Consider the following 23,360-nt stretch of genomic DNA (forward strand, 5'->3'; position numbering starts at 1 on the left):
GTTTGACTGAAACAATTAAATGTATTGGTTGCGGTGTAGAAATTCAAACAGAAAATAAAAATGAAGTAGGATACGCTCCTGCATCATCTTTAGAAAAAGAACAAGTAATTTGCCAACGCTGTTTTCGTTTGAAACATTATAACGAAATTCAAGATGTATCTTTAACAGATGATGATTTCCTTCGTATTTTGAACGGAATTGGACAATCGGACGCACTAGTGGTCAAGATCGTAGATATTTTCGATTTCAATGGTAGCTGGTTACCGGGCTTACATCGTTTTGTAGGGAATAATAAAGTATTACTTGTTGGGAATAAGGCTGACTTAATTCCAAAGTCAGTTAAACATGATAAAGTAAAACATTGGATGCGCTATAGTGCAAAGCAACTTGGTTTAAAACCAGAAGATGTCTTTTTGATCAGTGCAGCTAAAGGGCAAGGAATCACTGAACTTGCGGATGCAATTGAGTATTACCGCGAAGGTAAAGATGTTTATGTTGTTGGATGTACGAATGTTGGTAAATCAACATTTATTAATCGTATGATTAAAGAGTTTAGTGATGAGACTGAGAATGTAATTACAACATCACATTTCCCAGGAACAACACTTGATTTAATTGATATTCCATTAGACGAAGAATCTTCTTTATTTGATACGCCAGGTATTATTAATCATCATCAAATGGCACATTATGTTGGGAAACAAAGCTTAAAGCTTATTACACCGACTACAGAAATTAAGCCAATGGTATTCCAATTAAATGAAGAGCAAACATTATTCTTTGGTGGATTAGCACGATTTGATTATGTAAGTGGGGGCCGTCGTGCATTCACTTGTCATTTCTCAAACCGTTTAACAATCCATCGTACAAAGCTTGAAAAGGCTGATGAATTGTACGAAAGACACGCTGGAGAATTATTGAATCCACCGACACCAGAAGAATTAGAAAATATGCCTGAGTTTGTGAAATATGAATTTAATATTCGTGAGCCGAAAACGGACGTTGTATTCTCTGGGTTGGGCTGGGTTACTGTAAATGAATCAGGAGCGAAAATTGTTGCTCATGTACCAAAAGGAGTAAGTGTTTCATTACGTAAATCTTTAATTTAATATGGAGAGGGATTTATGAAACAATTATATGGTGTAATCGGAAATCCAATTGGACATTCATTATCACCTGTTATGCATAACGATGCATTTGAACACTTGAATATGGATGCCCACTATCACGCGTTTCTTGTAGAAGAAGCAGCGTTAGGGGAAGCAGTAAAAGGTTTAAAGGCATTAGGAATTTCAGGGTTTAATGTAACAACTCCGCACAAAGTTGCAATTATGGAGTATCTAGATGAAGTTGCCCCGCTAGCAGAGCAAATCGGTGCAGTAAATACTGTCGTTCATCGAGATGGAAAATTGATTGGGTATAATACGGATGGAATTGGTTTTGTTCGTGCCTTACAGTCAATTAGTAAAGAGCCGCTTCAAGAGAAACGTATTTTATTGCTCGGTGCAGGCGGTGCTAGTCGAGCTATTTATTTCTCACTTGCAGATGTAGGTGTGAAAGCAATTGATATTGCTAATCGTACGAGAGATAAGGCGGAGAATCTTGTCGCTGGATGTTTGGCAAATGTTAATTCACATGCTCTATCGCTAGAACACGCAGCAAAAGCTCAAGGGGAATATGATATTATCATTCAAACAACAACGATAGGTATGCATCCACATGTTGAGCATACGCCGCTCGAAATTCGTTCATTGAAAAAAGGAGCGATTGTTTCTGATATTATTTATAATCCATTTGAGACGAAAATTTTAGGCGATGCGAAAGAGCAAGGGGCAATAATTCAAAATGGAATCGATATGTTCGTTTATCAAGGAGCACTTGCGTTTGAAATGTGGACAGGGTGTGTGCCGAATATTGATAGAATGAAACAATTAGTAATGAGAGAGCTTGGAGGCTAATTATATGTTAACAGGAAAACAAAAAAGATTTTTACGTGCAAAGGCACATCATTTAACACCGATTTTTCAAGTTGGAAAAGGCGGCGTAAATGAAAATATGGTGAAACAAATTGGAGAAGCATTAGAAGTTCGTGAACTATTTAAAGTGAGCGTATTACAAAACTGTGAATTTGATCGTCGTGAAGTTGCAGAAGAGCTTGCACAAGGTGCGCGAGCTGAAATCGTTCAAGTAATCGGAAGCACAATTGTTTTATATAAAGAATCTAGAGAAAATAAGCAAATTAAGCTTCCACGATAAAAGGTATACGTGAGTTATTTCGTAGTGGACGCTTGATATGTAGAAAGTGAAACCAATTGAACTTTTATTAACAGTAGACTCTCTTCGAAAATTTATGGGGAGAGTTGCTGTATGTAAAAGGAAGGAGCGTTTCTTTTGAGAAAAATTGGCATTATTGGTGGCACGTTTGATCCACCTCATAATGGGCATTTGTTAATTGCAAATGAAGTGTATCATGCTTTAGGGTTGGAAGAGGTATGGTTTTTACCGAATCAAATTCCACCGCACAAGCAAGGACGTAACATTACGAGTGTGAAAAGTCGATTAAACATGCTGCAAATAGCGACTGAGGAAGAAGCATACTTTTCAATTTGTTTAGAAGAGCTAGACAGAGAAGGCCCATCTTATACGTACGACACTATGGTACAATTAACGGAGAAGTATCCGGATGTGCAGTTTCACTTTATTATTGGCGGAGACATGGTTGAGTATTTGCCGAAGTGGTATAACATTGAAAAGTTACTTAAGCTTGTGACTTTCGTTGGAGTTGCAAGACCAGGTTATACATTACATACGCCTTATGATATCGTGAAAGTGGAAATTCCGGAGTTTGCAGTTTCTTCTTCTTTGTTACGTGAGAGATATATGACGAAGAAAACGTGCAAATATTTACTCCCCGAAAAAGTACAGGTATATATCGAGAGGAATGGGTTGTATGAATCGTGAGGAAGCACTTAGCATTGTCAAACAACAAATGCATGAAAAACGTTATATACACACGGTTGGTGTAATGGAAACAGCGATTGAACTTGCTAGGTTATATGATGTAGATGAAAAAAAGGCAGAGATGGCTGCTATATTTCACGATTATGCAAAATGTAGAGCGATTCCAGAAATGGAAGAGATTATTAAGAGAGAAGATTTGCCGAAGAATCTACTGCACTATAACAAAGAGTTATGGCATGCACCTGTTGGGGCATACTTAGTAGAAAAAGAAGTAGGCATTACTGATCCTGAAATTCTACAAGCTATTACATATCATACAAGTGGTCATGAAAAAATGACAATGTTAGATAAAGTTATTTATGTAGCAGATTACATTGAACCAGGACGTAAGTTTCCTGGTGTGGAAGAAGCGAGGAAACTCGCATATAAAGATATAAATCAAGCTTTACTGTTTGCTTTAAAGCGGACAATTCAATTTTTAATGGAAAAAGATCAAACGATTTATCCATTAACATTCCAAACATACAATGCAGTTATCAAGGAGGAAATTAATAAATGAAAGATAAAGAGTTATTAGTATTAGCGGCAAAAGCAGCTGATGATAAGAGAGCAGAAGATATGGTTGTACTAAATATGCAAGGTATTTCACCGATTGCAGACTATTTTATTATTTGTCACGGGAATTCAGACAAGCAAGTGCAAGCAATTGCACGTGAAATTAAAGCGAAGGCACATGAGTTCGAAATTAACGTACAACGTATGGAAGGCTTTGATGAAGCGCGTTGGGTTTTAGTAGACCTTGGTGATGTGGTTGCTCATGTATTCCATAAAGACGAGCGTAATCACTATAATTTAGAGCGTCTATGGGGCGATGTGCCGCGTGAAGATATTGCAGATGAGCTAGATCAATGAAATACGAACAATTTGCTTTGCTGTATGACGAACTGATGAATGATGTCCCTTATGATAAATGGGTGGAATTCACAGAGGAAAGTTTGCAACAGGCATCTATGAAAGAGGCAAAAATTCTTGACGTAGCATGTGGAACTGGTAACGTAACACTTCCGCTTGTGAGAAAAGGTTATGATTTGATTGGTGTAGATCTTTCGGAAGAAATGTTAACTGTCGCACAGCAAAAATTGGGGGGAGAAGGTTACTTTATTCCTTTTTACCAACAAGACATGAGAGAACTTGATGTTCCTGGTGAATTCGATTGTGTGACAATCTTTTGTGACTCATTAAATTATGTATTGCAAGAAGATGGAGTACAAGAAACATTTAGAAGAGTTTTCCACCATTTACGTCAAGATGGCTTGTTTTTATTCGATGTACATTCTTTATATAAAATACATCATGTATTTCAAAATGAAACGTACACAGTGAATGGCGAAGAAATATCACTTATTTGGAACTGCTTCCCTGGAGAAGAATCAGATAGTGTGGAACATGATTTAACATTCTTTGTTCAAGATCCAGAAGAAGAAGTGTATCATCGTTTTGACGAATGTCACGTGCAACGTGCATATCAGGTTGAAGAGCTAACGAAATGGCTTGAAGAAGCTGGTTTTACAGTGCTTCGCGTGACTGGTGACTTTGAGCGACTTGAAGTTACAGAACAAACAGAGCGCATCTTTTTTATGGCGAAGAAGAATGGATAAAACAAAAATAGATAAAACAAAAGCAACCGAGAAGGTTGCTTTTGTTTTGTAAAAAAGATGCAATTTTAGTTCTAGAATAATGAGAAGGTGATATGTGTAAAGTGTAAAAATGCTAGTTTTAGTGAAAATGTAGCATGAAAAAGATAAGTATTAATTAAAGGATTTGGAATGACGATGGCGTATTTATTATGTGTGTTTATTGAATTGCTGCTCAACGCACTTTAAATCTTCATCAAATTTCTCATGTGTCCGTTCGATTAATTTATGAAACATATCCCCAACGTGCTCTTCTAAAATGCGAATACCTTCTCCTGTAACACCGCCTTTAACGCATACCTTTTCTTGTAAAGTAGGTAATGTAAAAATTTCTTTTTCAAGTAATTTCCCCATTCCAATGACCATTTCACTTACTAAAGTAGTGGCTTCTTCATGTGTAATATTCGTTTTATCTACAGCAGCGTTAATAAAACATTGTAATAAATAACTAAAAAAAGCAGGGCCACAGCTTGCTATATCAGATGAAACGCGCGTTATATCTTCTTCTATAACAAGGGGAGTAGAAATTTTTTTGAATAGATGACGTAGTTTTTGTTTCCATTCTTCAGAGCAGTTATTTCCAAATGTAAATAGTGATGCGCCGGATAAAGCACGGTTTGTAATACTTGGAATGATTCGTGCGATATGGCAAGGTATAAGCGTTTCTAATTGTGATGGAGATATTGGGCTTGTAATAGAAACTAAGCACTTTTCATCTGAAAAATGTTCAGCGTATTTTTGTAGGATAGGGTATATATCTATCGGTTTTACGCAAATGAAAATAAGCTGGGAGTGTTCGATTACTTCTTGGATTGTTTTGGCTATATGAACAGAAGGGTATTTTTCCTTTATATGATATGCTTTGGCAGGCGTCCGATTAATAATAGTAAGGCACGAAGGTTTGACAGCACGGGTTTCTAAAAATGCATCGATTAGTATATTCCCCATGTTCCCTGTCCCTATAATTCCTATGTTCAATGTTTCATCCCTCCTTCGTAACGGCTTTCTCCTAAACAATATGAATGATGTTATGAATTTATGATTAGAGGTGTAAAATGATGTGGGATTTTCCGAAAAAATGGTTGGGATTAGTGGTTATTATTGGAACTGTAATTTTTCTTTTTTTCTGGAAAACGAACCAACATACAGAGCAAACAATTATGACAACAGATGTTCAAATGAAAGATGTGGAGAAGAAAAAGAAACCGAAAGAATTGGGCACAAAGGAGCAGAAAAAAACAATTGTAATTGATGTAAAAGGAGCTGTTTTTAAAGAGGGTGTGTATGAAATGAAGGAAGGGGAGCGGGTGAAGGATGCGGTTGAAAAAGCAGGTGGTTTTTTACCGGATGCAGAGATAAAGAAAGTGAATTTGGCACAAGTTGTACAAGATCAAATGCTTCTTTATATTCCTAACAAAAATGAACCAGTGCAAGAGGGGGCTGCTTCTTCACAAAAAGAGGGGAAAGTACAAATAAATACAGCTTCTAAAGAACAACTTGAAAAAATAACAGGTATTGGTTCCCGGAAAGCGGAAAGTATTTTGAAATATCGAGAAGAACACGGACCGTTTCAGAAAATAGAAGATTTATTGGAGATTGACGGGATTGGAACGAAGTCACTTGAGAAAATAAAAGATCAAATAATTATTCCGTAAAAGATTGACGAAGTTTTTCTTTTTTCGCTACACTACAAGTAGACAAAAAAGTAGGTGAAGATATGGAACGAATTTCATGGGATCAATATTTTATGACGCAAAGCCATTTATTATCTTTGCGTAGTACATGCACAAGGCTTGCGGTAGGAGCGACAATCGTTCGTGATAAACGAATTATTGCTGGCGGATATAACGGTTCAATTAAAGGTGGTGTGCATTGTATAGACGATGGTTGCTATGTCATTGACAATCATTGTGTTCGTACAATTCATGCTGAAATGAATGCTTTATTGCAATGTGCGAAGTTTGGTGTGAAAACAGAGGAATCGGAAATATACGTTACGCATTTCCCTTGTTTGCAATGTTGCAAGGCGATTATTCAAAGTGGTATTACAGCAGTGTATTATGCACAGGATTATAAAAACCATCCGTATGCCATAGAGTTGTTTGAACAAGCAAATGTGACAGTGAAACACGTTCCGCTAGAATACGATATTGCCTCGCTAGAGGAGCAAGAGCGTCATTTGCAGTTAAAAGAACTATTCTCATCTTTCGAAAAAGATAGTTTGTCAATGGAAGAATTACAGCATGTATTCACGAAAGCAAAAATGATGCTATAAGGAGTGGATATGAGTTGCAGGGACAATGGGGCTATGTTGCAATCTCGTTTATAATGGGGATTGCAATTACCTTTTCCTCGTCGTATTTGTTGACTGCTTGTTGTTTCGTTAGTTATGTTTTATTTTATTTGTATCGTACCTCTCATATAACCTTCATCATTTGTATGTTAGCGTGTTTTAGTGGCGCTATGTATACCACGTATGTTCAAAGTCAAAATAAGCCTCTAGGAGAGTCCTACGAAGTTACACGAGGTGTTATACAAAATACACCTTTTATTAATGGGGATCGCCTTTCTTTTCAAATTAAAGATCAAAATGAGAATATAGTGCAATTGAACTATAAAATTCAATCTGCATCAGGAAAGGAGCAATTGCGCCAATTATTTGCAGGAATAGCATGTACATTTAAAGGGGAGAAGCAAGAACCGCAAACTGCCAGGAATTTTCATGCTTTTGATTATCGTGATTATTTATACCAGCAAAAAATACATTTTATATTCAATGTGAGCGATATTTCTGAATGCCATAAAATATCGTTGTCTCTCGTGCAGTGGATTTTCTTTTTTAGGCAACAAGCAATCTCGAAAGTTACAGAAATATTTCCGGGACAGTCAGGTGCTTTTATGAACGCATTATTATTTGGAGATCGACAACAAATGTCGTTTGAAGTAGAAGAACAATATCAACAATTTGGTCTTATACATTTGTTGGCAATTTCAGGTTCGCATATCGTATTGCTGATAGTTATAATGTATTTTGTTTTACTAAGAAGTGGTGTAACGAAGGAGAGAGCAACAGTATGTCTTATAGTTTGTATTCCTCTGTATATGATCATAGCAGGTGCATCACCGTCTGTCGTAAGGGCTTCTATAACAGGAGTATTGTTGCTAGTAGCTTTCATATGTTCTGTTCGCTTATCTAGCTTAGATGCATTAAGTATAACGGCTATATGTATGCTTATATACGATCCGTATCTTATTTTCAATATTGGATTCCAGTTTTCATTTGTAGGTAGCTTTGCCTTACTGTTATCTGCTCCGATATTACTAGCGCGTAGTAACGGAGCAATCCGAAATACGATTTATATTTCTGTTGTTTCACAGCTCGTTAGCACCCCGATTTTGCTATATCATTTTGGTTATTTTTCTCCTTATAGTATTTTCCTCAATCTTTTGTATGTTCCGTTTCTATCTATTCTTGTATTACCCTGTAGCATTGTTATCCTTCTATGTATGCCGATCATTCCATTTCTTGCGAAAGGAATTGCATATGTATTATCGATATGTTTAACAGTTTCTAATAATTTTTTAAACTACTGTGAAAATTTCCCGTTTATCCGCCTTACTTTCGGTCAAACACCCTTAATTCTTGTGATTATATATTGTTTTAGCATTATTAGCATATTGGTGTTTTGGGAAAAGAGAATATCCCAAAGGATTTTTTTCATGGTTGTAGGCGTATTTCTTTTTATTTGTACGTGTCATTATGTATCACCATATTTTCGCGAAAGTGGGAGTATTACATTTCTTGATGTTGGACAAGGAGATGCGATATTAATTCGTCTCCCGTACGATAAAGGGGTTTATCTTATTGATACAGGTGGAGCGCTTCATATCAAGAAGGAGGCATGGCAAGAAAAAAAGCATGAATTTTCTGTTGGGCATGATATTCTTATTCCTTTTTTACAAAAGGAAGGTATTAAAACAATTGATAAATTAATTGTAACGCATGGAGATGCGGATCATATAGGTGCTGCACAGGATTTATTATCATCTATTACTATAAAAGAAGTTGTATTTGGGAGAAAGGACCAAGATGCTGTATTAGAAAAAGCGTTAAAGAAACAAGCGTTAGCAAAGGGAGTGAAGGTAAGTGTAGTAGGAGAGGGTGAGAGCTGGAGAGTAAATGAAGCAGAGTTTTTTGTATTAGCTCCAAAAGGAAAAGAAAAAGGAGAAAATGATTCTTCGGTTGTAATATGGGCGAAATTAGGAGGGTTAACATGGTTATTCACGGGTGACTTAGAAGAAGAAGGTGAACGGCTTGTAGTATCAACATATCCGGAGTTGCGGGCTGACATTTTGAAGGTTGCGCATCATGGGAGTAAAACGTCATCTACCGAACCTTTTTTGAGCCTTGTACAGCCGGGTGTAGCGATTATTTCAGTTGGAGAGCGCAATAGGTATGGGCACCCGCATAAGGAAGTTATAGAAGGTTTTAAGAAGGATGGTATTGAAATATGGCGCACGGATAAGCAAGGTGCTATTTCTTATGTTTTTAAAGGGGAAAAAGGAACCTTTCGCAGTAAAATCACATATGATGAAACACATAATAGATAAAAAAGAAGACTGCCATTAAGCGGCAGCCTTTAAGAACCGATAAATTTAATAACAGTTGCAATGATGAAAAGTGTTGCGAAAAAACCAAATGAGACGATAAATCCTACCCCTGAATCAATAGCGTCATTGCGTTTACTTTGAACGTTTTGTTCAAAATTATTCATTTAGAATCCCTCCCCAACATTCCACTTTAGTATAAAATATTGTCAGAAAAAAATCTACAATTTATATATGAAGAGAAATCGAGTATTTTTACTACTTTTAGCTCGTTAAGTAACGTGATTTTTTCGTTTCCAATCATGTTAACAGTTGGCACTTATACTTGGATTTTTATTGTGAATAATAAAGGGAAGGTGATTACCGCACACCAATAAGAAACCCGGGACTTATTGCGTGGCGTTTTATATAAATAAAGGGACGGGTTATAAAGCCTGTTCCTTTGTACTTGTAAAACAAAAGCTAGGGCATTAGTATAAATATATATTGCCAAGTTAGGGAGTAGGAAAAAGTATGAGTGATATACATAAGAAAATTAAAAAGAAACAGTTTGCTCCGTTGTATTTACTGTATGGAACGGAAGCGTATTTTATAAATGAAACGATAAAACTGATTACAACGGAAGCACTTGAAGAGGAAGATCGAGAGTTTAATGTTGTGACATATGATTTAGAAGAAGCGTATTTAGAAGACGTGGTTGAGGATGCACGTACCCTTCCATTCTTTGGAGATCGTAAAGTTATATTAATAAAATCACCATTATTTTTAACGGCACAAAAAGAAAAATTAGAACAAAATATAAAAATTTTAGAAGAATATATCGGAGAACCTTCTCCTTTTTCTATTCTTGTTTTCGTTGCGCCTTATGAAAAATTAGATGAACGAAAAAAAATTACGAAACTATTAAAGAAAACAGCGGATGTAGTAGAAGCGAATGCGATGCAAATGCAGGATGTCCAGAAGTGGGTTGTTTCTCGTGCGGAAGAGGCGCAAGTATATATTGATAACACGGCTGTTAGTTTGTTATTAGAGCTTGTGGGAAGTAATGTCACAATGTTAGCGAAGGAAATGGACAAGCTAACGTTATACGTCGGTATGGGCGGGGAAATTACATCGAAACTTGTGACGGAACTTGTACCAAAATCCGTTGAGAAAAATGTGTTTGCTTTGACAGAAAAAGTGGTAAAAAAAGATATCGCAGGTGCGATGCAAATTTTGGATGGATTATTCACACAGCAGGAAGAACCAATTAAGTTACTCGCATTATTAGTAAGTCAATTCCGTTTGCTGAATCAAGTAAAGGAGTTACAACAACGCGGTTATGGACAAAATCAAATTGCTTCCCATATTGGTGTACATCCGTATCGTGTAAAGTTGGCGATGAATCAAACGAAATTTTTCTCTTTTGAAGAATTAAAAAGAGTTATTTTAGAATTAGCGGAAGCTGATTACAGTATGAAGACTGGAAAAATGGATAAGAAACTTGTGCTCGAGTTTTTCTTAATGCGGTTAAATCATCTGTAATGATACAAAAAAGTTCATGTACTTGTTACGTGAGCTTTTTTTGTATATAAAAAAACGATCCGAATGGATCGTTTTTTAAACGCCTTACGCGTTTACTTGTTTCGCTAAGCGAGATTTTTGACGAGCTGCAGCGTTTTGGTGGATAAGACCTTTACGAGCTGCTTTGTCAAGTTTTTTAGAAGCAGTTTTGAAAGCTTCTTTAGCATTTTCAAGATCGTTATTAGTAACTAAAGCTTCTACAGTTTTAACAGCAGAACGCATGTCAGACTTGATAGAAGCGTTATGTGCACGACGCTCTTCGCTAAGTTTAGCGCGTTTGATAGCAGATTTGATGTTTGCCATACTTTTCACCTCCCTGGTGCAATCGAATGACTCGATTCTTACATAGAACAAGTGATATTCTATCAAACGGTGAAGAGAATTGCAATAGTATATCAATGAAATTTCACGTAAAGGAAAGAATGACCTAATATAACTTGGGGAAATCTAACGATATTTACTATGAATTACGGAGGAGATACGATGAAAGAACCATTAGATTTAAGTAAATATAGTGTTAGAACTGACCTGGCTGTGGAGGCGCACCAAATGCTGCAAGAGCGCCAAGAAGAACAAAAAGGGATACAAGGAGTTATTGTAAAAGAGAGGGAAGAAGAGGGAGTTACAATTACAAAAGTAACTATTGATGAAATTGCATCTGAATCGATGGGGAAAAAACCTGGAAATTATTTAACTCTTGAAGTGCAAGGTATACGTCAACAAGATACGGAACTTCAACAAAAAGTAGAGCGTATTTTTGCGAAGGAATTTTCTTATTTCCTCGAGGATGTTGGAGTTTCAAAAGAAGCAAGTTGTTTAATTGTTGGTCTTGGGAATTGGAATGTAACGCCAGATGCGCTCGGACCGATCGTTGTAGAAAACGTACTGGTAACGAGACATTTATTTCAATTGCAGCCTGAAAGTGTAGAAGAAGGATTTAGACCTGTTAGTGCAATCCGGCCAGGAGTAATGGGAATTACAGGAATTGAAACGAGCGATGTGATTTATGGAATCATTGAGAAAACAAAGCCAGACTTTGTAATTGCAATTGATGCATTAGCTGCCCGTTCTATTGAACGAGTAAATAGCACGATACAAATTTCTGATACAGGAATTCATCCTGGATCAGGTGTTGGGAATAAACGTAAGGAACTAAGTAAAGAAACATTAGGGATTCCTGTTATTGCGATTGGTGTTCCAACTGTAGTAGACGCAGTTTCTATTACGAGTGATACAATCGATTTTATTTTGAAGCACTTTGGAAGAGAGATGAAAGAGGGACATAAGCCGTCACGGTCTTTATTACCAGCGGGATTTTCATTTGGAGAAAAGAAAAAGTTAACAGAAGAAGATATGCCGGATGAAAAGAGCCGAAATATGTTTTTAGGTGCTGTCGGTACGTTGGAGGATGAAGAGAAGAGGAAATTAATTTATGAAGTGTTATCTCCTCTCGGTCATAATTTAATGGTGACCCCAAAAGAAGTAGATGCTTTTATAGAGGATATGGCAAATGTAATAGCAAGTGGTTTAAATGCAGCGTTGCATCATCAAATTGATCAGGATAATACAGGGGCATATACACATTGATGGATAGAGATGACAATAGTTGGAGTCGATTTGCGCTCTTGTGTATGTGCGGTACAGTCGTATGTTTACTTATGATGATAGCAGGAGTAGGACTGGCTAATCATGGTTTGAAAAGTATGAAGGGATACCGTCAGTTGTCATATGAACAAATTGCTCATATGACAGGAACAGAAGGTGCAGGAGTTGAATCGGAAATTTTGGGCGAGGCATTTTCAGCTGTTGAAAAACAAAAACAGTTAGAAAACTTAAGGAGTTTCAATGTCGTAGAGGGTATTGGTATGGCGATAGCAAGTGTTACTTACGATATAACTAAGTTCGGAACGGATATAGTTGTTGGGAAGCTAAAAGGGATTTTTAGTTAAGGAGAGTGGGAAGGACGGTTGTCTGTTAGATTTGAAAGACAACCGTTTTTAAATTTGAAAAAAGTTTGTCTCTTATGGTTTGTTCGCATAAGATATAGATAGAATGATTTGTCTTGTAAGCAGCACGAGTTTTCATTGAATCTTTGCTGCTCTATTGATATAATCAGTGCTAGTGTATATTGGCGAGACTATTAGGAGTTGAGAACATAGATGAATAAAGAAGAAAGAGCAAAAAGACAGTCCAAAATTCGTAACTTCTCCATCATTGCTCACATTGACCACGGGAAATCAACGTTGGCAGACCGTATTTTGGAGAAAACAAACGCGTTAACACAGCGTGAAATGAAGGCGCAATTACTTGACTCTATGGAGTTAGAGCGTGAGCGCGGTATTACAATTAAATTAAATGCAGTACAATTAACGTATAAAGCGAAAGACGGTGAAGAGTATATTCTTCACTTGATCGATACACCAGGACACGTCGACTTTACGTACGAAGTATCTCGTAGTTTAGCGGCTTGTGAAGGTGCAATTCTTGTTGTGGATGCAGCGCAAGGTATTGAAGCGCAAACGTTAGCAAACGTATATTTAGCGCTTGATAACAATTTAGAAATTTTACCAGTTATTAATAAAATCGACTTACCAAGTGCGGACCCAGAACGTGTACGTCAAGAGGTAGAAGATGTAATTGGTTTAGATGCATCAGAAGCAGTACTTGCTTCAGCAAAAGCTGGAATTGGTATTGAAGAAATTTTAGAACAAATCGTTGAAAAAGTACCAGCTCCAACAGGTGATTCAGAAGAGCCGTTACAATGTATGATTTTCGACTCTTTATATGATCCGTATCGTGGTGTAATTGCTTATATCCGTGTTGTAAATGGAACGGTAAAAGTTGGCGATAAAGTACGTATGATGGCAACTGGAAAAGAATTTGAAGTAACAGAAGTAGGTGTGTTTACACCGAAAACAACGCAACGTGACGAGTTAACAGTAGGTGATGTAGGTTTCTTGGCAGCATCTATTAAAAATGTAGGCGATACACGTGTTGGTGATACGATTACACATGCGAAACGTCCGGCTGTAGAGCCGTTAAAAGGATATCGAAAATTAAACCCAATGGTATTCTGTGGTTTATATCCAATCGATTCTGCACGTTATAACGACTTACGTGATGCATTAGAAAAACTAGAATTGAATGATTCTGCTCTTGAATTTGAGCCTGAAACATCTCAAGCTTTAGGTTTTGGTTTCCGTTGTGGTTTCTTAGGACTGCTTCACATGGAGATTATTCAAGAACGTATTGAACGTGAATTCAAGATTGACTTAATTACAACAGCACCAAGCGTTATTTATAAAGTTTATTTAACAAACGGTGAAGATGTTATTGTTGATAATCCATCTAATATGCCAGATCCACAGTCTATCGATCGTGTAGAAGAGCCGTTTGTGAAGGCTGCAATTATGGTTCCGAATGACTATGTTGGAGCTGTAATGGAAATTTGCCAAGGTAAACGTGGAACGTTTATTGATATGCAATATTTAGATGAAACACGTGTTACATTGACATATGATATCCCGTTATCAGAAATCGTATATGATTTCTTCGATCAATTGAAATCAAATACGAAAGGATATGCATCATTTGACTACGAGTTAATTGGTTATAAACCATCTAAACTTGTGAAAATGGATATTCTTTTAAATAATGAACAAGTGGATGCTTTATCATTCATCGTGCACCGTGATTCAGCGTATGACCGTGGTAAAGTAATTGTAGAGAAATTAAAAGAATTAATTCCAAGACAACAGTTTGAAGTGCCAATTCAGGCGACTATCGGAAACAAAGTTGTAGCGCGTTCTACAATTAAGGCGATGCGTAAAAACGTACTTGCAAAATGTTACGGTGGTGACATTTCTCGTAAGCGTAAACTTCTTGATAAGCAAAAAGAAGGTAAAAAACGTATGAAGTCTGTTGGTTCTGTAGAAGTACCACAAGAGGCATTCATGGCTGTACTGAAAATGGATGACAACTAATAATTAAAATAAAAAAGGAGTCGTTTATGCGGCTTCTTTTTTTCTGTATAATTACTTTTTAGACATCTTAGCTTCTCTCATTTACAATGATGAGAGAGCTTTTTAGTGATTGATCTAGAGTTAGGAGACTATTAATGTCCGAAAATATTCGAAAAGATATTCAAGATAAAATAGAAAAAGGGAATTTTAATTGTGAAAAGGAATTGACGCTTTCTATTATTAGTGGGAAGTGGAAAGTTGTGATATTGTGGCACTTAGGTGTGGAAGGTCCGCATCGTTTTAGTGAATTGCAACGACTGTTCCCGAGTATTTCTCATAAAGTGTTGTCGAATCAACTAAAAGAATTAATGGAGGATGGGATTGTTGACCGAACAGTATATCCAGAAATTCCTCCGCGTGTGGAGTACTATATGACGGAACTAGGTATGTCACTTTTACCAATCGTTGAAATGATGTATGATTGGGGAAAAATGCGAATGGAGCAAATTCGTAATACGTTAGAGAAGTAGAAAATCCTCCGGAGTGCGGAGGTTTTCTTTTTAGAAAGGTAGGAGTTATATTTGGTACAAGCTGCATATATTCATATTCCATTTTGTCAGCATATTTGTCACTATTGTGATTTTAATAAAGTGTTTATTGAACGCCAGCCGGTCGATCAATACTTAGAGTATCTAGAGAAAGAAATAATAAACACGGTTCAAAAAGTACCGTTTGATAGTATGAAAACGATTTTTGTTGGTGGAGGAACGCCGACAGCATTAAATATGGAACAGACAAAAAAACTACTCGATATCATTAACCGTCGTTTGCGTCCATTTGCGCCGAATTGCGAATTAACGTTTGAAGCGAATCCAGGCGACTTACCGAAAGAGAAGTTAAACTTATTGTTAGAAGGTGGAGTAAACCGAATTAGTTTTGGTGTGCAAACGTTTCGTGATGAGCTACTTGAGAAGATTGGGCGTAAGCATACGAGGGAAGATGCATTTTTAGCAATTAGAGAAGCGCAGGAAGTGGGCTTTAAAAATATAAATGTAGATATTATTTATGCTTTGCCAGGACAGACGATAGAAGATGTAAAAGAAACATTAGACATTGCCTTTACGCTTGGTGTACAACATTTTTCAGCATATTCATTAATTGTGGAACCGAAGACTGTATTTTATAACTTAATGAATAAAGGGAAGTTGAGACTTCCAGGTGAAGACCATGAAGCGAAAATGTATGAAATGGTAATGGATGAAATGGAGAAACATGGCTATAAACAGTATGAAATTAGTAATTTCTCAAAAGGTGATAATGAAAGTAGACATAATCTCACATACTGGAATAATGAAGAGTATTATGGATTTGGAGCTGGCGCGCATAGTTATGTAAATGGAGAACGTATCCAAAATGTAGGGCCGCTCAAGCAATATTTCAATAAAATTGATGAAACCGGATTTCCATATTTAGACGTTCACGTAGTGACGGAGAAAGAAAAAATGGAAGAAGAGTTGTTCTTAGGGCTTCGAAAAACAAAAGGTGTTTCCAAGATAGAGTTCCAAAAGAAATTCAATATGGAGATGGATCAAGTTTTCGCGAAGCAGTTACAAAGCAATCAAGAACAAGGATTGCTTGAAGAGAGAGATGGATATGTGCGTTTAACACGAAAAGGAAAATTATTGGGGAATGAAGTGTTCCAGTCATTTTTGATTGACTAATTAAATGTTCCATAAACGTGAAAAAGTTTCATTATTTCGTGACGTTTCCGTTGACAATTGAATGTCAATTTTGGTAAGTTATTAATAGATTTAGCACTCAAAGACAAAGAGTGCTAACAGAGGTGATGATGAGATGCTTACGGAACGTCAGCTCTTAATTTTACAAACAATTATTGATGACTTTATTGGATCAGCGCAGCCCGTTGGGTCTAGAACGTTGGCTAAAAAAGAGGAAATTACATTTAGTTCAGCTACTATTCGAAATGAAATGGCTGATTTAGAAGAATTAGGTTTTATTGAAAAAACGCATAGCTCTTCTGGACGTGTTCCTTCTGAGAAAGGATACCGATTTTATGTAGACCATCTTTTAGCACCACAAAACTTACCGAACGATGAGATTGTACAAATTAAAGATTTGTTTGCTGAAAGAATTTTTGAAGCAGAAAAAGTTGCACAGCAATCTGCTCAAATTTTATCAGAGCTTACGAATTATACGGCCATTGTTCTTGGGCCTAAGTTAAGCACAAATAAACTTAAGAACGTACAAATTGTACCGCTTGATCGTCAAACAGCAGTCGCTATTATTGTAACGGATACAGGGCATGTACAAAGTAAAACGATTACCGTTCCGGAATCTGTTGATTTATCAGATTTAGAAAAAATGGTTAATATTTTAAATGAAAAGCTATCGGGTGTACCTATGTTGGAACTTCATAATAAGATCTTTAAAGAGATTGTTACAGTATTGCGTGGGTATGTTCATAATTACGATAGTGCAATAAAAATGTTAGATGGTACATTTCAAGTTCCTTTATCGGAAAAGATATACTTTGGAGGAAAAGCAAATATGCTTTCGCAACCAGAGTTCCATGACATTCAAAAAGTAAGGTCCTTGCTGACGATGATTGATAACGAAGCTGAGTTTTATGATATTTTGCGTCATAAACAAGTTGGTATTCAAGTGAAAATTGGTAGGGAAAATTCTTCAATAGCTATGGAAGATTGTAGTTTAATTTCTGCAACGTATTCGATTGGAGAAGAGCAACTAGGAACAATTGCGATTTTAGGTCCGACGAGAATGCAATACTCTCGTGTAATTAGTTTGTTGCAGTTATTTACAAGACAATTTACAGACGGACTTAAAAAGTAAATGAGAGTAATACATTCGCTCAAGTGATGAAATTTTCATTGCTGTGTGTAATATATAATGCTTAGGTAATCATGTTATACATGATACCTAATACCTTTTAAGGAGGTGAAAATTGTGGAAGAGCGTAACGAACAAGTGGTAGAAGAAGTAAAAGAAGCGCAAGTTGAAGAAGCTGTCACGCCAGAAAACAGTGAAGAAACTGTAGAAGAAAAAAGTGAGGCTGCTCTTTTACAAGAAAAAGTAGACGAGTTACAAGCGAAACTAACGGAAACGGAAGGTCGCACATTACGTCTACAAGCTGATTTTGAAAATCATAAGCGCCGTGTCCAAATGGATAAACAGGCTGCTGAAAAATATAGAGCTCAAAGTTTAGTTTCAGATATTTTGCCAGCTCTTGATAATTTTGAAAGAGCGATGCAAGTGGAAACAACTGATGAGCAAACGAAATCCTTGTTACAAGGTATGGAAATGGTGCATCGTCAATTACTAGAAGCGTTGACTAAAGAAGGTGTTGAAGTGATTGAATCTGTTGGTAAACAGTTTGATCCTAATGAGCACCAAGCTATTATGCAAGTGGAAGACAGTGAATTTGAATCAAACGCGGTTGTGGAGGAATTCCAAAAAGGTTATAAACTAAAAGACCGTGTGATTCGCCCATCAATGGTAAAAGTAAATCAATAATTTACATAAAAGTAGGAGGAATCGCCATGAGTAAAATTATCGGTATTGACTTAGGTACAACAAACTCTTGTGTAGCTGTTATGGAAGGTGGAGAACCAAAGGTTATCCCAAATCCAGAAGGAAACCGTACAACACCTTCTGTTGTAGCTTTCAAAAATGAAGAGCGTCAAGTTGGGGAAGTTGCGAAACGTCAAGCAATTACAAACCCAAATACGATCATGTCTGTTAAACGTCATATGGGTACAGACTACAAAGTAGAAGTTGAAGGTAAAGATTATACACCTCAAGAAATTTCTGCAATCATTTTACAAAACTTAAAAGCTTCTGCTGAAGCGTACTTAGGTGAAACAGTAACGAAAGCTGTTATTACAGTACCTGCATACTTCAACGATGCAGAACGCCAAGCAACAAAAGATGCTGGTCGTATCGCTGGTTTAGAAGTTGAGCGTATCATTAACGAACCAACAGCAGCAGCACTTGCTTACGGTTTAGAAAAACAAGATGAAGAACAAAAAATTCTAGTATATGACTTAGGTGGCGGTACATTTGATGTATCTATCCTTGAGTTAGCAGACGGAACATTCGAAGTTATTTCAACTGCTGGTGACAACCGTCTTGGTGGAGACGACTTTGACCAAGTTGTTATCGATCATTTAGTAGCTGAATTCAAAAAAGAAAATAACATTGATTTAAGCCAAGATAAAATGGCACTTCAACGTCTGAAAGATGCAGCTGAAAAAGCTAAGAAAGACCTTTCAGGTGTAACACAAACACAAATTTCATTACCATTCATTAGTGCTGGAGCTGCTGGTCCATTACATTTAGAATTAACATTAACAAGAGCGAAATTCGAAGAGCTTTCAGCGGGTCTTGTTGAAAGAACGTTAGAGCCAACTCGTCGTGCATTAAAAGACGCTGGTTTTGCTCCAAGCGAATTAGATAAAGTTATCCTTGTTGGTGGTTCTACACGTATCCCAGCTGTACAAGAAGCAATTAAACGTGAAACTGGTAAAGAGCCATATAAAGGTGTAAACCCAGATGAAGTTGTAGCATTAGGTGCTGCAGTTCAAGGTGGCGTACTAACTGGTGATGTAGAAGGCGTTCTATTATTAGACGTAACTCCACTTTCTTTAGGTATCGAAACTATGGGTGGTGTGTTCACGAAACTAATCGAGCGTAACACTACAATTCCAACAAGTAAGTCACAAGTATTCTCAACAGCTGCTGATAACCAACCAGCGGTAGACATTCACGTACTACAAGGTGAGCGTCCAATGTCAGCTGACAACAAAACATTAGGTCGTTTCCAATTAACAGACCTTCCGCCAGCACCACGTGGTATTCCACAAATCGAAGTAACATTCGATATTGATGCGAACGGTATCGTTAACGTACGTGCAAAAGACTTAGGAACAAGCAAAGAGCAAACTATTACAATCCAATCTTCTTCAGGTCTTTCTGATGACGAAGTAGATCGTATGGTACAAGAAGCAGAAGCAAATGCTGACGCTGACCAAAAACGTAAGGAAGAAGTTGAACTTCGCAACGAAGCTGACCAACTTGTATTCCAAACAGATAAAGTTGTAAAAGATTTAGAAGGTAAAGTAGATGCAGCTGAAGTAGCGAAAGCAACAGAAGCGAAAGAAGCATTACAAGCGGCAATCGAGAAAAACGAACTTGAAGAAATCCGTGCGAAAAAAGATGCTTTACAAGAAATCGTACAACAATTAACTGTTAAATTATACGAGCAAGCTCAAGCGGCTGCAGGGCAAGCAGAAGGTGCACAAGGAGCACAAGACGCTGGCGCAAAAAAAGATAATGTAGTAGACGCTGAGTTTGAAGAAGTAAAAGAAGATAAGTAATATAAATAAGTAAGATGACAAAAAGTCAAAGTCAAGCGTGCCTTGGCTTTGGCTTTTTTCATGAATGAGAAGAAAAGTGTGAGGTTCTTAAGTTTTTTACTTTGCATACTGTAAGTGAGGAAACTTTGTTGCAAAGCACTTTCTTTCGGTGTTAAAATTACGTTTATGTGAAAGATTCGGGGGTTGCAAATTTATGAGTAAACGAGATTATTACGAGGTCCTTGGACTTAGCAAGGGCGCTTCTAAAGATGAAATAAAAAAAGCCTATCGTCGTTTGGCTAAAAAGTACCATCCAGACGTAAGTAAAGAAGAAAATGCAATTGAAAAGTTTAAAGAAGTACAAGAAGCATACGAAGTATTAAGTGACGATCAAAAACGCGCACAGTATGATCAATTTGGTCACGCTGGTCCGAATCAAGGTTTCGGTGGAGGAGACTTCGGCGGTGGCTTCGGTTTCGAAGATATCTTTAGTTCATTCTTTGGCGGTGGTGGCGGCAGACGTCGTGATCCAAATGCTCCGCGTCAAGGTGCTGATTTACAATATCAAGTTACTTTAGAGTTTGAAGAAGCTATTTTTGGTAAAGAATTAAACGTTGAGATTCCAGTGGAAGACCCATGTGATACTTGTAAAGGTAGCGGGGCAAAGCCAGGAACTTCAAAAGAAACATGCAAACACTGTTCAGGATCAGGTCAAGTAAGTGTAGAACAAAATACACCGTTTGGTCGTATTGTTAACCGTCAAGCTTGTGGTCATTGTTCAGGAACTGGTCAAATGATTAAAGAGAAATGTACGACGTGTCACGGTTCTGGTAAAGTTCGTAAACGTAAAAAAATTAATGTTAAAATTCCAGCGGGTATCGATAATGGTCAACAAATTCGTGTATCTGGAAAAGGTGAAGCAGGCGTAAATGGTGGACCGGCAGGAGATTTATATGTTGTTGTTCATGTAAGAAACCATGAATTCTTTGAGCGCGAAGGAGATCACATTATTTGCGAAATGCCATTAACATTTGCGCAAATGGCACTTGGTGCGGAAGTAGAAGTTCCTACTGTTCATGGAAAAGTGAAGCTGAAAATTCCAGCAGGAACACAAACAGGAACAGAATTCCGCTTAAAAGGAAAGGGTGCTCCGAACGTACGTGGATATGGTCAAGGAGATCAATATGTAGTCGTTCGTGTTGTTGTGCCGACGAAATTAACTTCACACCAAAAAGATTTATTGCGTGAATTTGCAGGGCAAGAAGAGCAGGATGATAGTTTGTTTGGAAAGCTTAAACGTGCTTTCAAAGGGGAATAATGGAAATAAAAAATGGAGTTGGTAAATTGTGAAATGGTCAGAAATTAGTGTTCATACAACAGAAGAAGCAGTAGAAGCTGTCTCTCATATTTTACATGAAGCTGGTGCTAGTGGAGTTGCGATTGAGGACCCAGCGGAATTGACGAAAGAGCGCGAGCAACAATATGGTGAAATTTATGCATTGAATCCAGATGAATACCCGGCAGAGGGTGTATTAATTAAAGCATATTTCCCGCAAACGGATTCTTTACAGGAAACAATTGCAGGTGTAAAATCATCTATTGATGTGCTTCCATCTTACGACATCGAAATTGGTACTGGAGATATTACCATTAACGAAGTCAATGAAGAAGATTGGGCTACTGCTTGGAAAAAATATTACCATCCAGTACAAATTTCTGATACATTCACAATCGTACCGACGTGGGAAGAATATACACCATCTTCTCCAGAAGAAAAAATTATTGAATTAGATCCAGGTATGGCGTTTGGAACAGGAACTCATCCAACAACAACGATGTGTATTCGTGCTTTAGAAAAAACAGTTCAACCAGGTGATACTGTCATTGATGTTGGAACAGGTTCTGGTGTACTTAGTATTGCAGCGGCAAAATTAGGTGCATCTTCTGTTCAAGCATATGATTTAGATCCAGTTGCAGTGGAAAGCGCAGAAATGAATGTGCGTTTAAATAAAACAGATGACGTTGTGTCTGTTGGACAAAATAGTCTTTTAGAAGGTATTGAAGGTCCTGTTGATTTAATCGTAGCGAATTTATTAGCAGAAATTATTCTTCTATTCCCTGAAGATGCAGCAAGAGTTGTGAAGTCAGGCGGATTATTTATTACATCTGGTATTATTGCAGCGAAGGAAAAAGTGATTTCTGAGGCGCTAGAAAAAGCTGGATTTACAATTGAAGAAGTGTTACGAATGGAAGATTGGGTAGCAATTATTGCACGAAATGCGTAATATAGATTTTAGTTTATAATGAAAAGGGGAGTCTCTCACTATAAGGTGAGGGACTTGCCGTTTGTTATATGAAAAATGATAACGTTTCGTTCTTTTCGTAAGTGTTGACTTACGAAAGGAACGAAACTCTACTAAGGTGATTATATGCAACGTTATTTTGTAGAAGAAAAACATGTAAGTGAAACAAAGATTCGTATCGTAGGTGATGATGTACATCATATCGGAAGAGTGATGCGTATGTCAGCTGGTGACCACATTTATTGTTGTGTAAATGGTAAAACAGCAGAATGTTCGATTGCTGAAATTACCAGTGAATTTGTAGATACCGCTATTGTAGAATGGGTAGAGGCGTCGAGTGAACTTCCTGTGTTCGTGACGATTGCGAGTGGACTGCCGAAAGGAGACAAGCTTGAGTTAATTTTTCAAAAGGGAACTGAGCTTGGGGCAGCTGCATTTTTACCATTTCAAGCATCTCGATCTATTGTAAAATGGGATGCGAAAAAAGCTGATAAAAAAGTTGAGCGTTTGAAAAAAATTGTGAAAGAAGCTGCGGAACAATCGCATAGAAGCGAAATTCCAGAAGTACATGCTCCCGCATCGTTTAAGCAATTGCTTGCAATGAGTAACGAGTATGATGTATGTCTTGTTGCGTATGAAGAGGAAGCAAAGCAAGGTGAGAAATCTAATTTTGCAAAAGCTTTGGCGACGATTAAACCAGGTCAGAAGCTACTGATTGTATTTGGGCCAGAAGGCGGTTTAGCGGAGGAAGAGATTACTGCGCTTCGTGAACATAAATTTGTACCATGTAGTTTAGGACCGAGAATTTTAAGAACAGAAACGGCTCCGCTTTATGCGTTAAGTGCCGCTTCTTATCATTTTGAATTGATGGGGTGA

The 23,360-nt window shown here is 37.2% G+C and carries 25 protein-coding genes; 22 read left to right on the plus strand and 3 right to left on the minus strand.

The genetic code is table 11. From position 1 onward, the window contains the following. The first annotated feature begins 2 nt into the window (after nt 1-2). From yqeH to MRBLBA3_RS00460, 7 genes are all read left to right on the plus strand, one after another. Entirely contained in the window at nt 3-1,109 is a 1,107-nt protein-coding gene (yqeH, locus tag MRBLBA3_RS00430; protein WP_000140802.1) for a ribosome biogenesis GTPase YqeH, read from the plus strand. A gap of 15 nt (nt 1,110-1,124) precedes the next feature. Next, on the plus strand, nt 1,125-1,958 hold the full coding sequence (gene aroE, locus MRBLBA3_RS00435; protein WP_000812067.1) for a shikimate dehydrogenase: 834 nt from the start codon (nt 1,125-1,127) through the stop codon (nt 1,956-1,958). Between the two features lie 4 nt (nt 1,959-1,962). Further along, the gene (gene yhbY / locus MRBLBA3_RS00440; RefSeq protein WP_000955223.1) at nt 1,963-2,256 is read left to right on the plus strand and encodes a ribosome assembly RNA-binding protein YhbY; all 294 of its coding nucleotides are present in this window, start codon (nt 1,963-1,965) and stop codon (nt 2,254-2,256) included. 135 nt (nt 2,257-2,391) lie between these two features. Next, nucleotides 2,392-2,961: a nicotinate-nucleotide adenylyltransferase gene (locus MRBLBA3_RS00445; protein ID WP_001226028.1), complete on the plus strand. Its 570-nt coding sequence runs from the start codon at nt 2,392-2,394 to the stop codon at nt 2,959-2,961. After that, nucleotides 2,951-3,520 carry a bis(5'-nucleosyl)-tetraphosphatase (symmetrical) YqeK gene (yqeK, locus tag MRBLBA3_RS00450; protein WP_001078256.1) on the plus strand — a complete coding sequence of 190 codons (570 nt, stop codon included), beginning with the start codon at nt 2,951-2,953 and terminating at the stop codon, nt 3,518-3,520. The genes MRBLBA3_RS00445 and yqeK overlap by 11 nt, the downstream gene beginning before the upstream one ends. Beyond that, entirely contained in the window at nt 3,517-3,873 is a 357-nt protein-coding gene (gene rsfS, locus MRBLBA3_RS00455) for a ribosome silencing factor (RefSeq protein WP_000653209.1), read from the plus strand. The genes yqeK and rsfS overlap by 4 nt, the downstream gene beginning before the upstream one ends. Beyond that, the gene (locus MRBLBA3_RS00460) at nt 3,870-4,619 is read left to right on the plus strand and encodes a class I SAM-dependent methyltransferase (RefSeq protein ID WP_016130264.1); all 750 of its coding nucleotides are present in this window, start codon (nt 3,870-3,872) and stop codon (nt 4,617-4,619) included. Before rsfS ends, MRBLBA3_RS00460 begins: the two co-directional genes overlap by 4 nt. A 186-nt stretch (nt 4,620-4,805) precedes the next feature. Here MRBLBA3_RS00460 and comER read toward each other — a convergent pair whose 3' ends face one another. After that, on the minus strand, nt 4,806-5,633 hold the full coding sequence (gene comER, locus MRBLBA3_RS00465) for a late competence protein ComER (protein WP_044737721.1): 828 nt from the start codon (nt 5,631-5,633) through the stop codon (nt 4,806-4,808). Nucleotides 5,634-5,710: 77 nt separating this feature from the next. On the opposite strand from comER, the gene MRBLBA3_RS00470 reads away from it, so the two are divergent. The 3 genes from MRBLBA3_RS00470 (at nt 5,711) to MRBLBA3_RS00480 (ending at nt 9,266) form a co-directional block, all read left to right on the plus strand. Beyond that, entirely contained in the window at nt 5,711-6,310 is a 600-nt protein-coding gene (locus MRBLBA3_RS00470; RefSeq protein ID WP_044737722.1) for a helix-hairpin-helix domain-containing protein, read from the plus strand. Between the two features lie 62 nt (nt 6,311-6,372). Next, nucleotides 6,373-6,930 (plus strand): ComE operon protein 2, encoded by a 558-nt coding sequence (locus MRBLBA3_RS00475; RefSeq protein WP_000439790.1) that lies wholly within the window; start codon nt 6,373-6,375, stop codon nt 6,928-6,930. A 14-nt stretch (nt 6,931-6,944) separates the two neighbouring features. Beyond that, nucleotides 6,945-9,266 (plus strand): DNA internalization-related competence protein ComEC/Rec2, encoded by a 2,322-nt coding sequence (locus MRBLBA3_RS00480; protein ID WP_212088052.1) that lies wholly within the window; start codon nt 6,945-6,947, stop codon nt 9,264-9,266. Nucleotides 9,267-9,295: 29 nt separating this feature from the next. Here MRBLBA3_RS00480 and MRBLBA3_RS00485 read toward each other — a convergent pair whose 3' ends face one another. Continuing rightward, complete coding sequence (locus MRBLBA3_RS00485) at nt 9,296-9,430, minus strand: YqzM family protein (protein WP_001058627.1); 135 nt, start codon at nt 9,428-9,430, stop codon at nt 9,296-9,298. A gap of 346 nt (nt 9,431-9,776) precedes the next feature. Between MRBLBA3_RS00485 and holA the strand changes: the two genes are divergently transcribed. Next, complete coding sequence (gene holA / locus MRBLBA3_RS00490) at nt 9,777-10,787, plus strand: DNA polymerase III subunit delta (protein WP_363379502.1); 1,011 nt, start codon at nt 9,777-9,779, stop codon at nt 10,785-10,787. Between the two features lie 84 nt (nt 10,788-10,871). On the opposite strand, the gene rpsT is transcribed toward holA, so the two are convergent. Beyond that, nucleotides 10,872-11,129 (minus strand): 30S ribosomal protein S20, encoded by a 258-nt coding sequence (rpsT, locus tag MRBLBA3_RS00495; RefSeq protein WP_001274011.1) that lies wholly within the window; start codon nt 11,127-11,129, stop codon nt 10,872-10,874. A 180-nt stretch (nt 11,130-11,309) separates the two neighbouring features. Here rpsT and gpr point away from each other — a divergent pair, with 180 nt between their 5' ends. From gpr to MRBLBA3_RS00550, 11 genes are all read left to right on the plus strand, one after another. Then, entirely contained in the window at nt 11,310-12,413 is a 1,104-nt protein-coding gene (gene gpr / locus MRBLBA3_RS00500) for a GPR endopeptidase (RefSeq protein WP_000662633.1), read from the plus strand. Then, nucleotides 12,413-12,775, plus strand: coding sequence for a YqxA family protein (locus MRBLBA3_RS00505; RefSeq protein ID WP_000373336.1), 363 nt, complete (start codon nt 12,413-12,415; stop codon nt 12,773-12,775). Before gpr ends, MRBLBA3_RS00505 begins: the two co-directional genes overlap by 1 nt. 210 nt (nt 12,776-12,985) lie before the next feature. Further along, complete coding sequence (lepA, locus tag MRBLBA3_RS00510; protein WP_001030964.1) at nt 12,986-14,809, plus strand: elongation factor 4; 1,824 nt, start codon at nt 12,986-12,988, stop codon at nt 14,807-14,809. Nucleotides 14,810-14,943: 134 nt separating this feature from the next. Next, nucleotides 14,944-15,318 carry a winged helix-turn-helix transcriptional regulator gene (locus tag MRBLBA3_RS00515; RefSeq protein WP_001293537.1) on the plus strand — a complete coding sequence of 125 codons (375 nt, stop codon included), beginning with the start codon at nt 14,944-14,946 and terminating at the stop codon, nt 15,316-15,318. Between the two features lie 51 nt (nt 15,319-15,369). After that, nucleotides 15,370-16,509, plus strand: coding sequence for a radical SAM family heme chaperone HemW (hemW, locus tag MRBLBA3_RS00520; protein ID WP_000249443.1), 1,140 nt, complete (start codon nt 15,370-15,372; stop codon nt 16,507-16,509). A 133-nt stretch (nt 16,510-16,642) separates the two neighbouring features. After that, entirely contained in the window at nt 16,643-17,659 is a 1,017-nt protein-coding gene (gene hrcA / locus MRBLBA3_RS00525; protein WP_000954960.1) for a heat-inducible transcriptional repressor HrcA, read from the plus strand. Nucleotides 17,660-17,773: 114 nt separating this feature from the next. After that, complete coding sequence (grpE, locus tag MRBLBA3_RS00530) at nt 17,774-18,340, plus strand: nucleotide exchange factor GrpE (protein ID WP_000392708.1); 567 nt, start codon at nt 17,774-17,776, stop codon at nt 18,338-18,340. Between the two features lie 26 nt (nt 18,341-18,366). Beyond that, a complete protein-coding gene (dnaK, locus tag MRBLBA3_RS00535) occupies nt 18,367-20,202 on the plus strand; it encodes a chaperone protein DnaK (protein WP_000034705.1) in 1,836 nt (611 codons plus the stop codon). Nucleotides 20,203-20,395: 193 nt separating this feature from the next. Next, a complete protein-coding gene (gene dnaJ / locus MRBLBA3_RS00540) occupies nt 20,396-21,499 on the plus strand; it encodes a chaperone protein DnaJ (protein ID WP_000043943.1) in 1,104 nt (367 codons plus the stop codon). Between the two features lie 28 nt (nt 21,500-21,527). After that, complete coding sequence (gene prmA, locus MRBLBA3_RS00545) at nt 21,528-22,466, plus strand: 50S ribosomal protein L11 methyltransferase (protein WP_000872118.1); 939 nt, start codon at nt 21,528-21,530, stop codon at nt 22,464-22,466. A 144-nt stretch (nt 22,467-22,610) separates the two neighbouring features. Continuing rightward, nucleotides 22,611-23,360 (plus strand): 16S rRNA (uracil(1498)-N(3))-methyltransferase, encoded by a 750-nt coding sequence (locus tag MRBLBA3_RS00550; RefSeq protein ID WP_001190146.1) that lies wholly within the window; start codon nt 22,611-22,613, stop codon nt 23,358-23,360.

It is taken from the genome of Bacillus sp. LBA3-1-1.1 (genome assembly GCF_040676495.1).
In the GTDB taxonomy this organism is placed as follows: Bacteria; Bacillota; Bacilli; order Bacillales; family Bacillaceae_G; genus Bacillus_A; species Bacillus_A nitratireducens.

What these genes read in the sequence shown, in the direction of transcription:
- aroE (WP_000812067.1), top strand. Translation starts at nt 1,125, where the DNA reads ATGAAACAATTATATGGTGTAATCGGAAATCCAATTGGACATTCATTA.
- yhbY (WP_000955223.1), top strand. Translation starts at nt 1,963, where the DNA reads ATGTTAACAGGAAAACAAAAAAGATTTTTACGTGCAAAGGCACATCAT.
- yqeK (WP_001078256.1), top strand. Translation starts at nt 2,951, where the DNA reads ATGAATCGTGAGGAAGCACTTAGCATTGTCAAACAACAAATGCATGAA.
- rsfS (WP_000653209.1), top strand. Translation starts at nt 3,517, where the DNA reads ATGAAAGATAAAGAGTTATTAGTATTAGCGGCAAAAGCAGCTGATGAT.
- MRBLBA3_RS00460 (WP_016130264.1), top strand. Translation starts at nt 3,870, where the DNA reads ATGAAATACGAACAATTTGCTTTGCTGTATGACGAACTGATGAATGAT.
- MRBLBA3_RS00470 (WP_044737722.1), top strand. Translation starts at nt 5,711, where the DNA reads ATGATGTGGGATTTTCCGAAAAAATGGTTGGGATTAGTGGTTATTATT.
- MRBLBA3_RS00475 (WP_000439790.1), top strand. Translation starts at nt 6,373, where the DNA reads ATGGAACGAATTTCATGGGATCAATATTTTATGACGCAAAGCCATTTA.
- MRBLBA3_RS00485 (WP_001058627.1), bottom strand. Translation starts at nt 9,430, where the DNA reads ATGAATAATTTTGAACAAAACGTTCAAAGTAAACGCAATGACGCTATT.
- holA (WP_363379502.1), top strand. Translation starts at nt 9,777, where the DNA reads ATGAGTGATATACATAAGAAAATTAAAAAGAAACAGTTTGCTCCGTTG.
- rpsT (WP_001274011.1), bottom strand. Translation starts at nt 11,129, where the DNA reads ATGGCAAACATCAAATCTGCTATCAAACGCGCTAAACTTAGCGAAGAG.
- gpr (WP_000662633.1), top strand. Translation starts at nt 11,310, where the DNA reads ATGAAAGAACCATTAGATTTAAGTAAATATAGTGTTAGAACTGACCTG.
- MRBLBA3_RS00505 (WP_000373336.1), top strand. Translation starts at nt 12,413, where the DNA reads ATGGATAGAGATGACAATAGTTGGAGTCGATTTGCGCTCTTGTGTATG.
- lepA (WP_001030964.1), top strand. Translation starts at nt 12,986, where the DNA reads ATGAATAAAGAAGAAAGAGCAAAAAGACAGTCCAAAATTCGTAACTTC.
- MRBLBA3_RS00515 (WP_001293537.1), top strand. Translation starts at nt 14,944, where the DNA reads ATGTCCGAAAATATTCGAAAAGATATTCAAGATAAAATAGAAAAAGGG.
- hrcA (WP_000954960.1), top strand. Translation starts at nt 16,643, where the DNA reads ATGCTTACGGAACGTCAGCTCTTAATTTTACAAACAATTATTGATGAC.
- dnaK (WP_000034705.1), top strand. Translation starts at nt 18,367, where the DNA reads ATGAGTAAAATTATCGGTATTGACTTAGGTACAACAAACTCTTGTGTA.
- dnaJ (WP_000043943.1), top strand. Translation starts at nt 20,396, where the DNA reads ATGAGTAAACGAGATTATTACGAGGTCCTTGGACTTAGCAAGGGCGCT.
- MRBLBA3_RS00550 (WP_001190146.1), top strand. Translation starts at nt 22,611, where the DNA reads ATGCAACGTTATTTTGTAGAAGAAAAACATGTAAGTGAAACAAAGATT.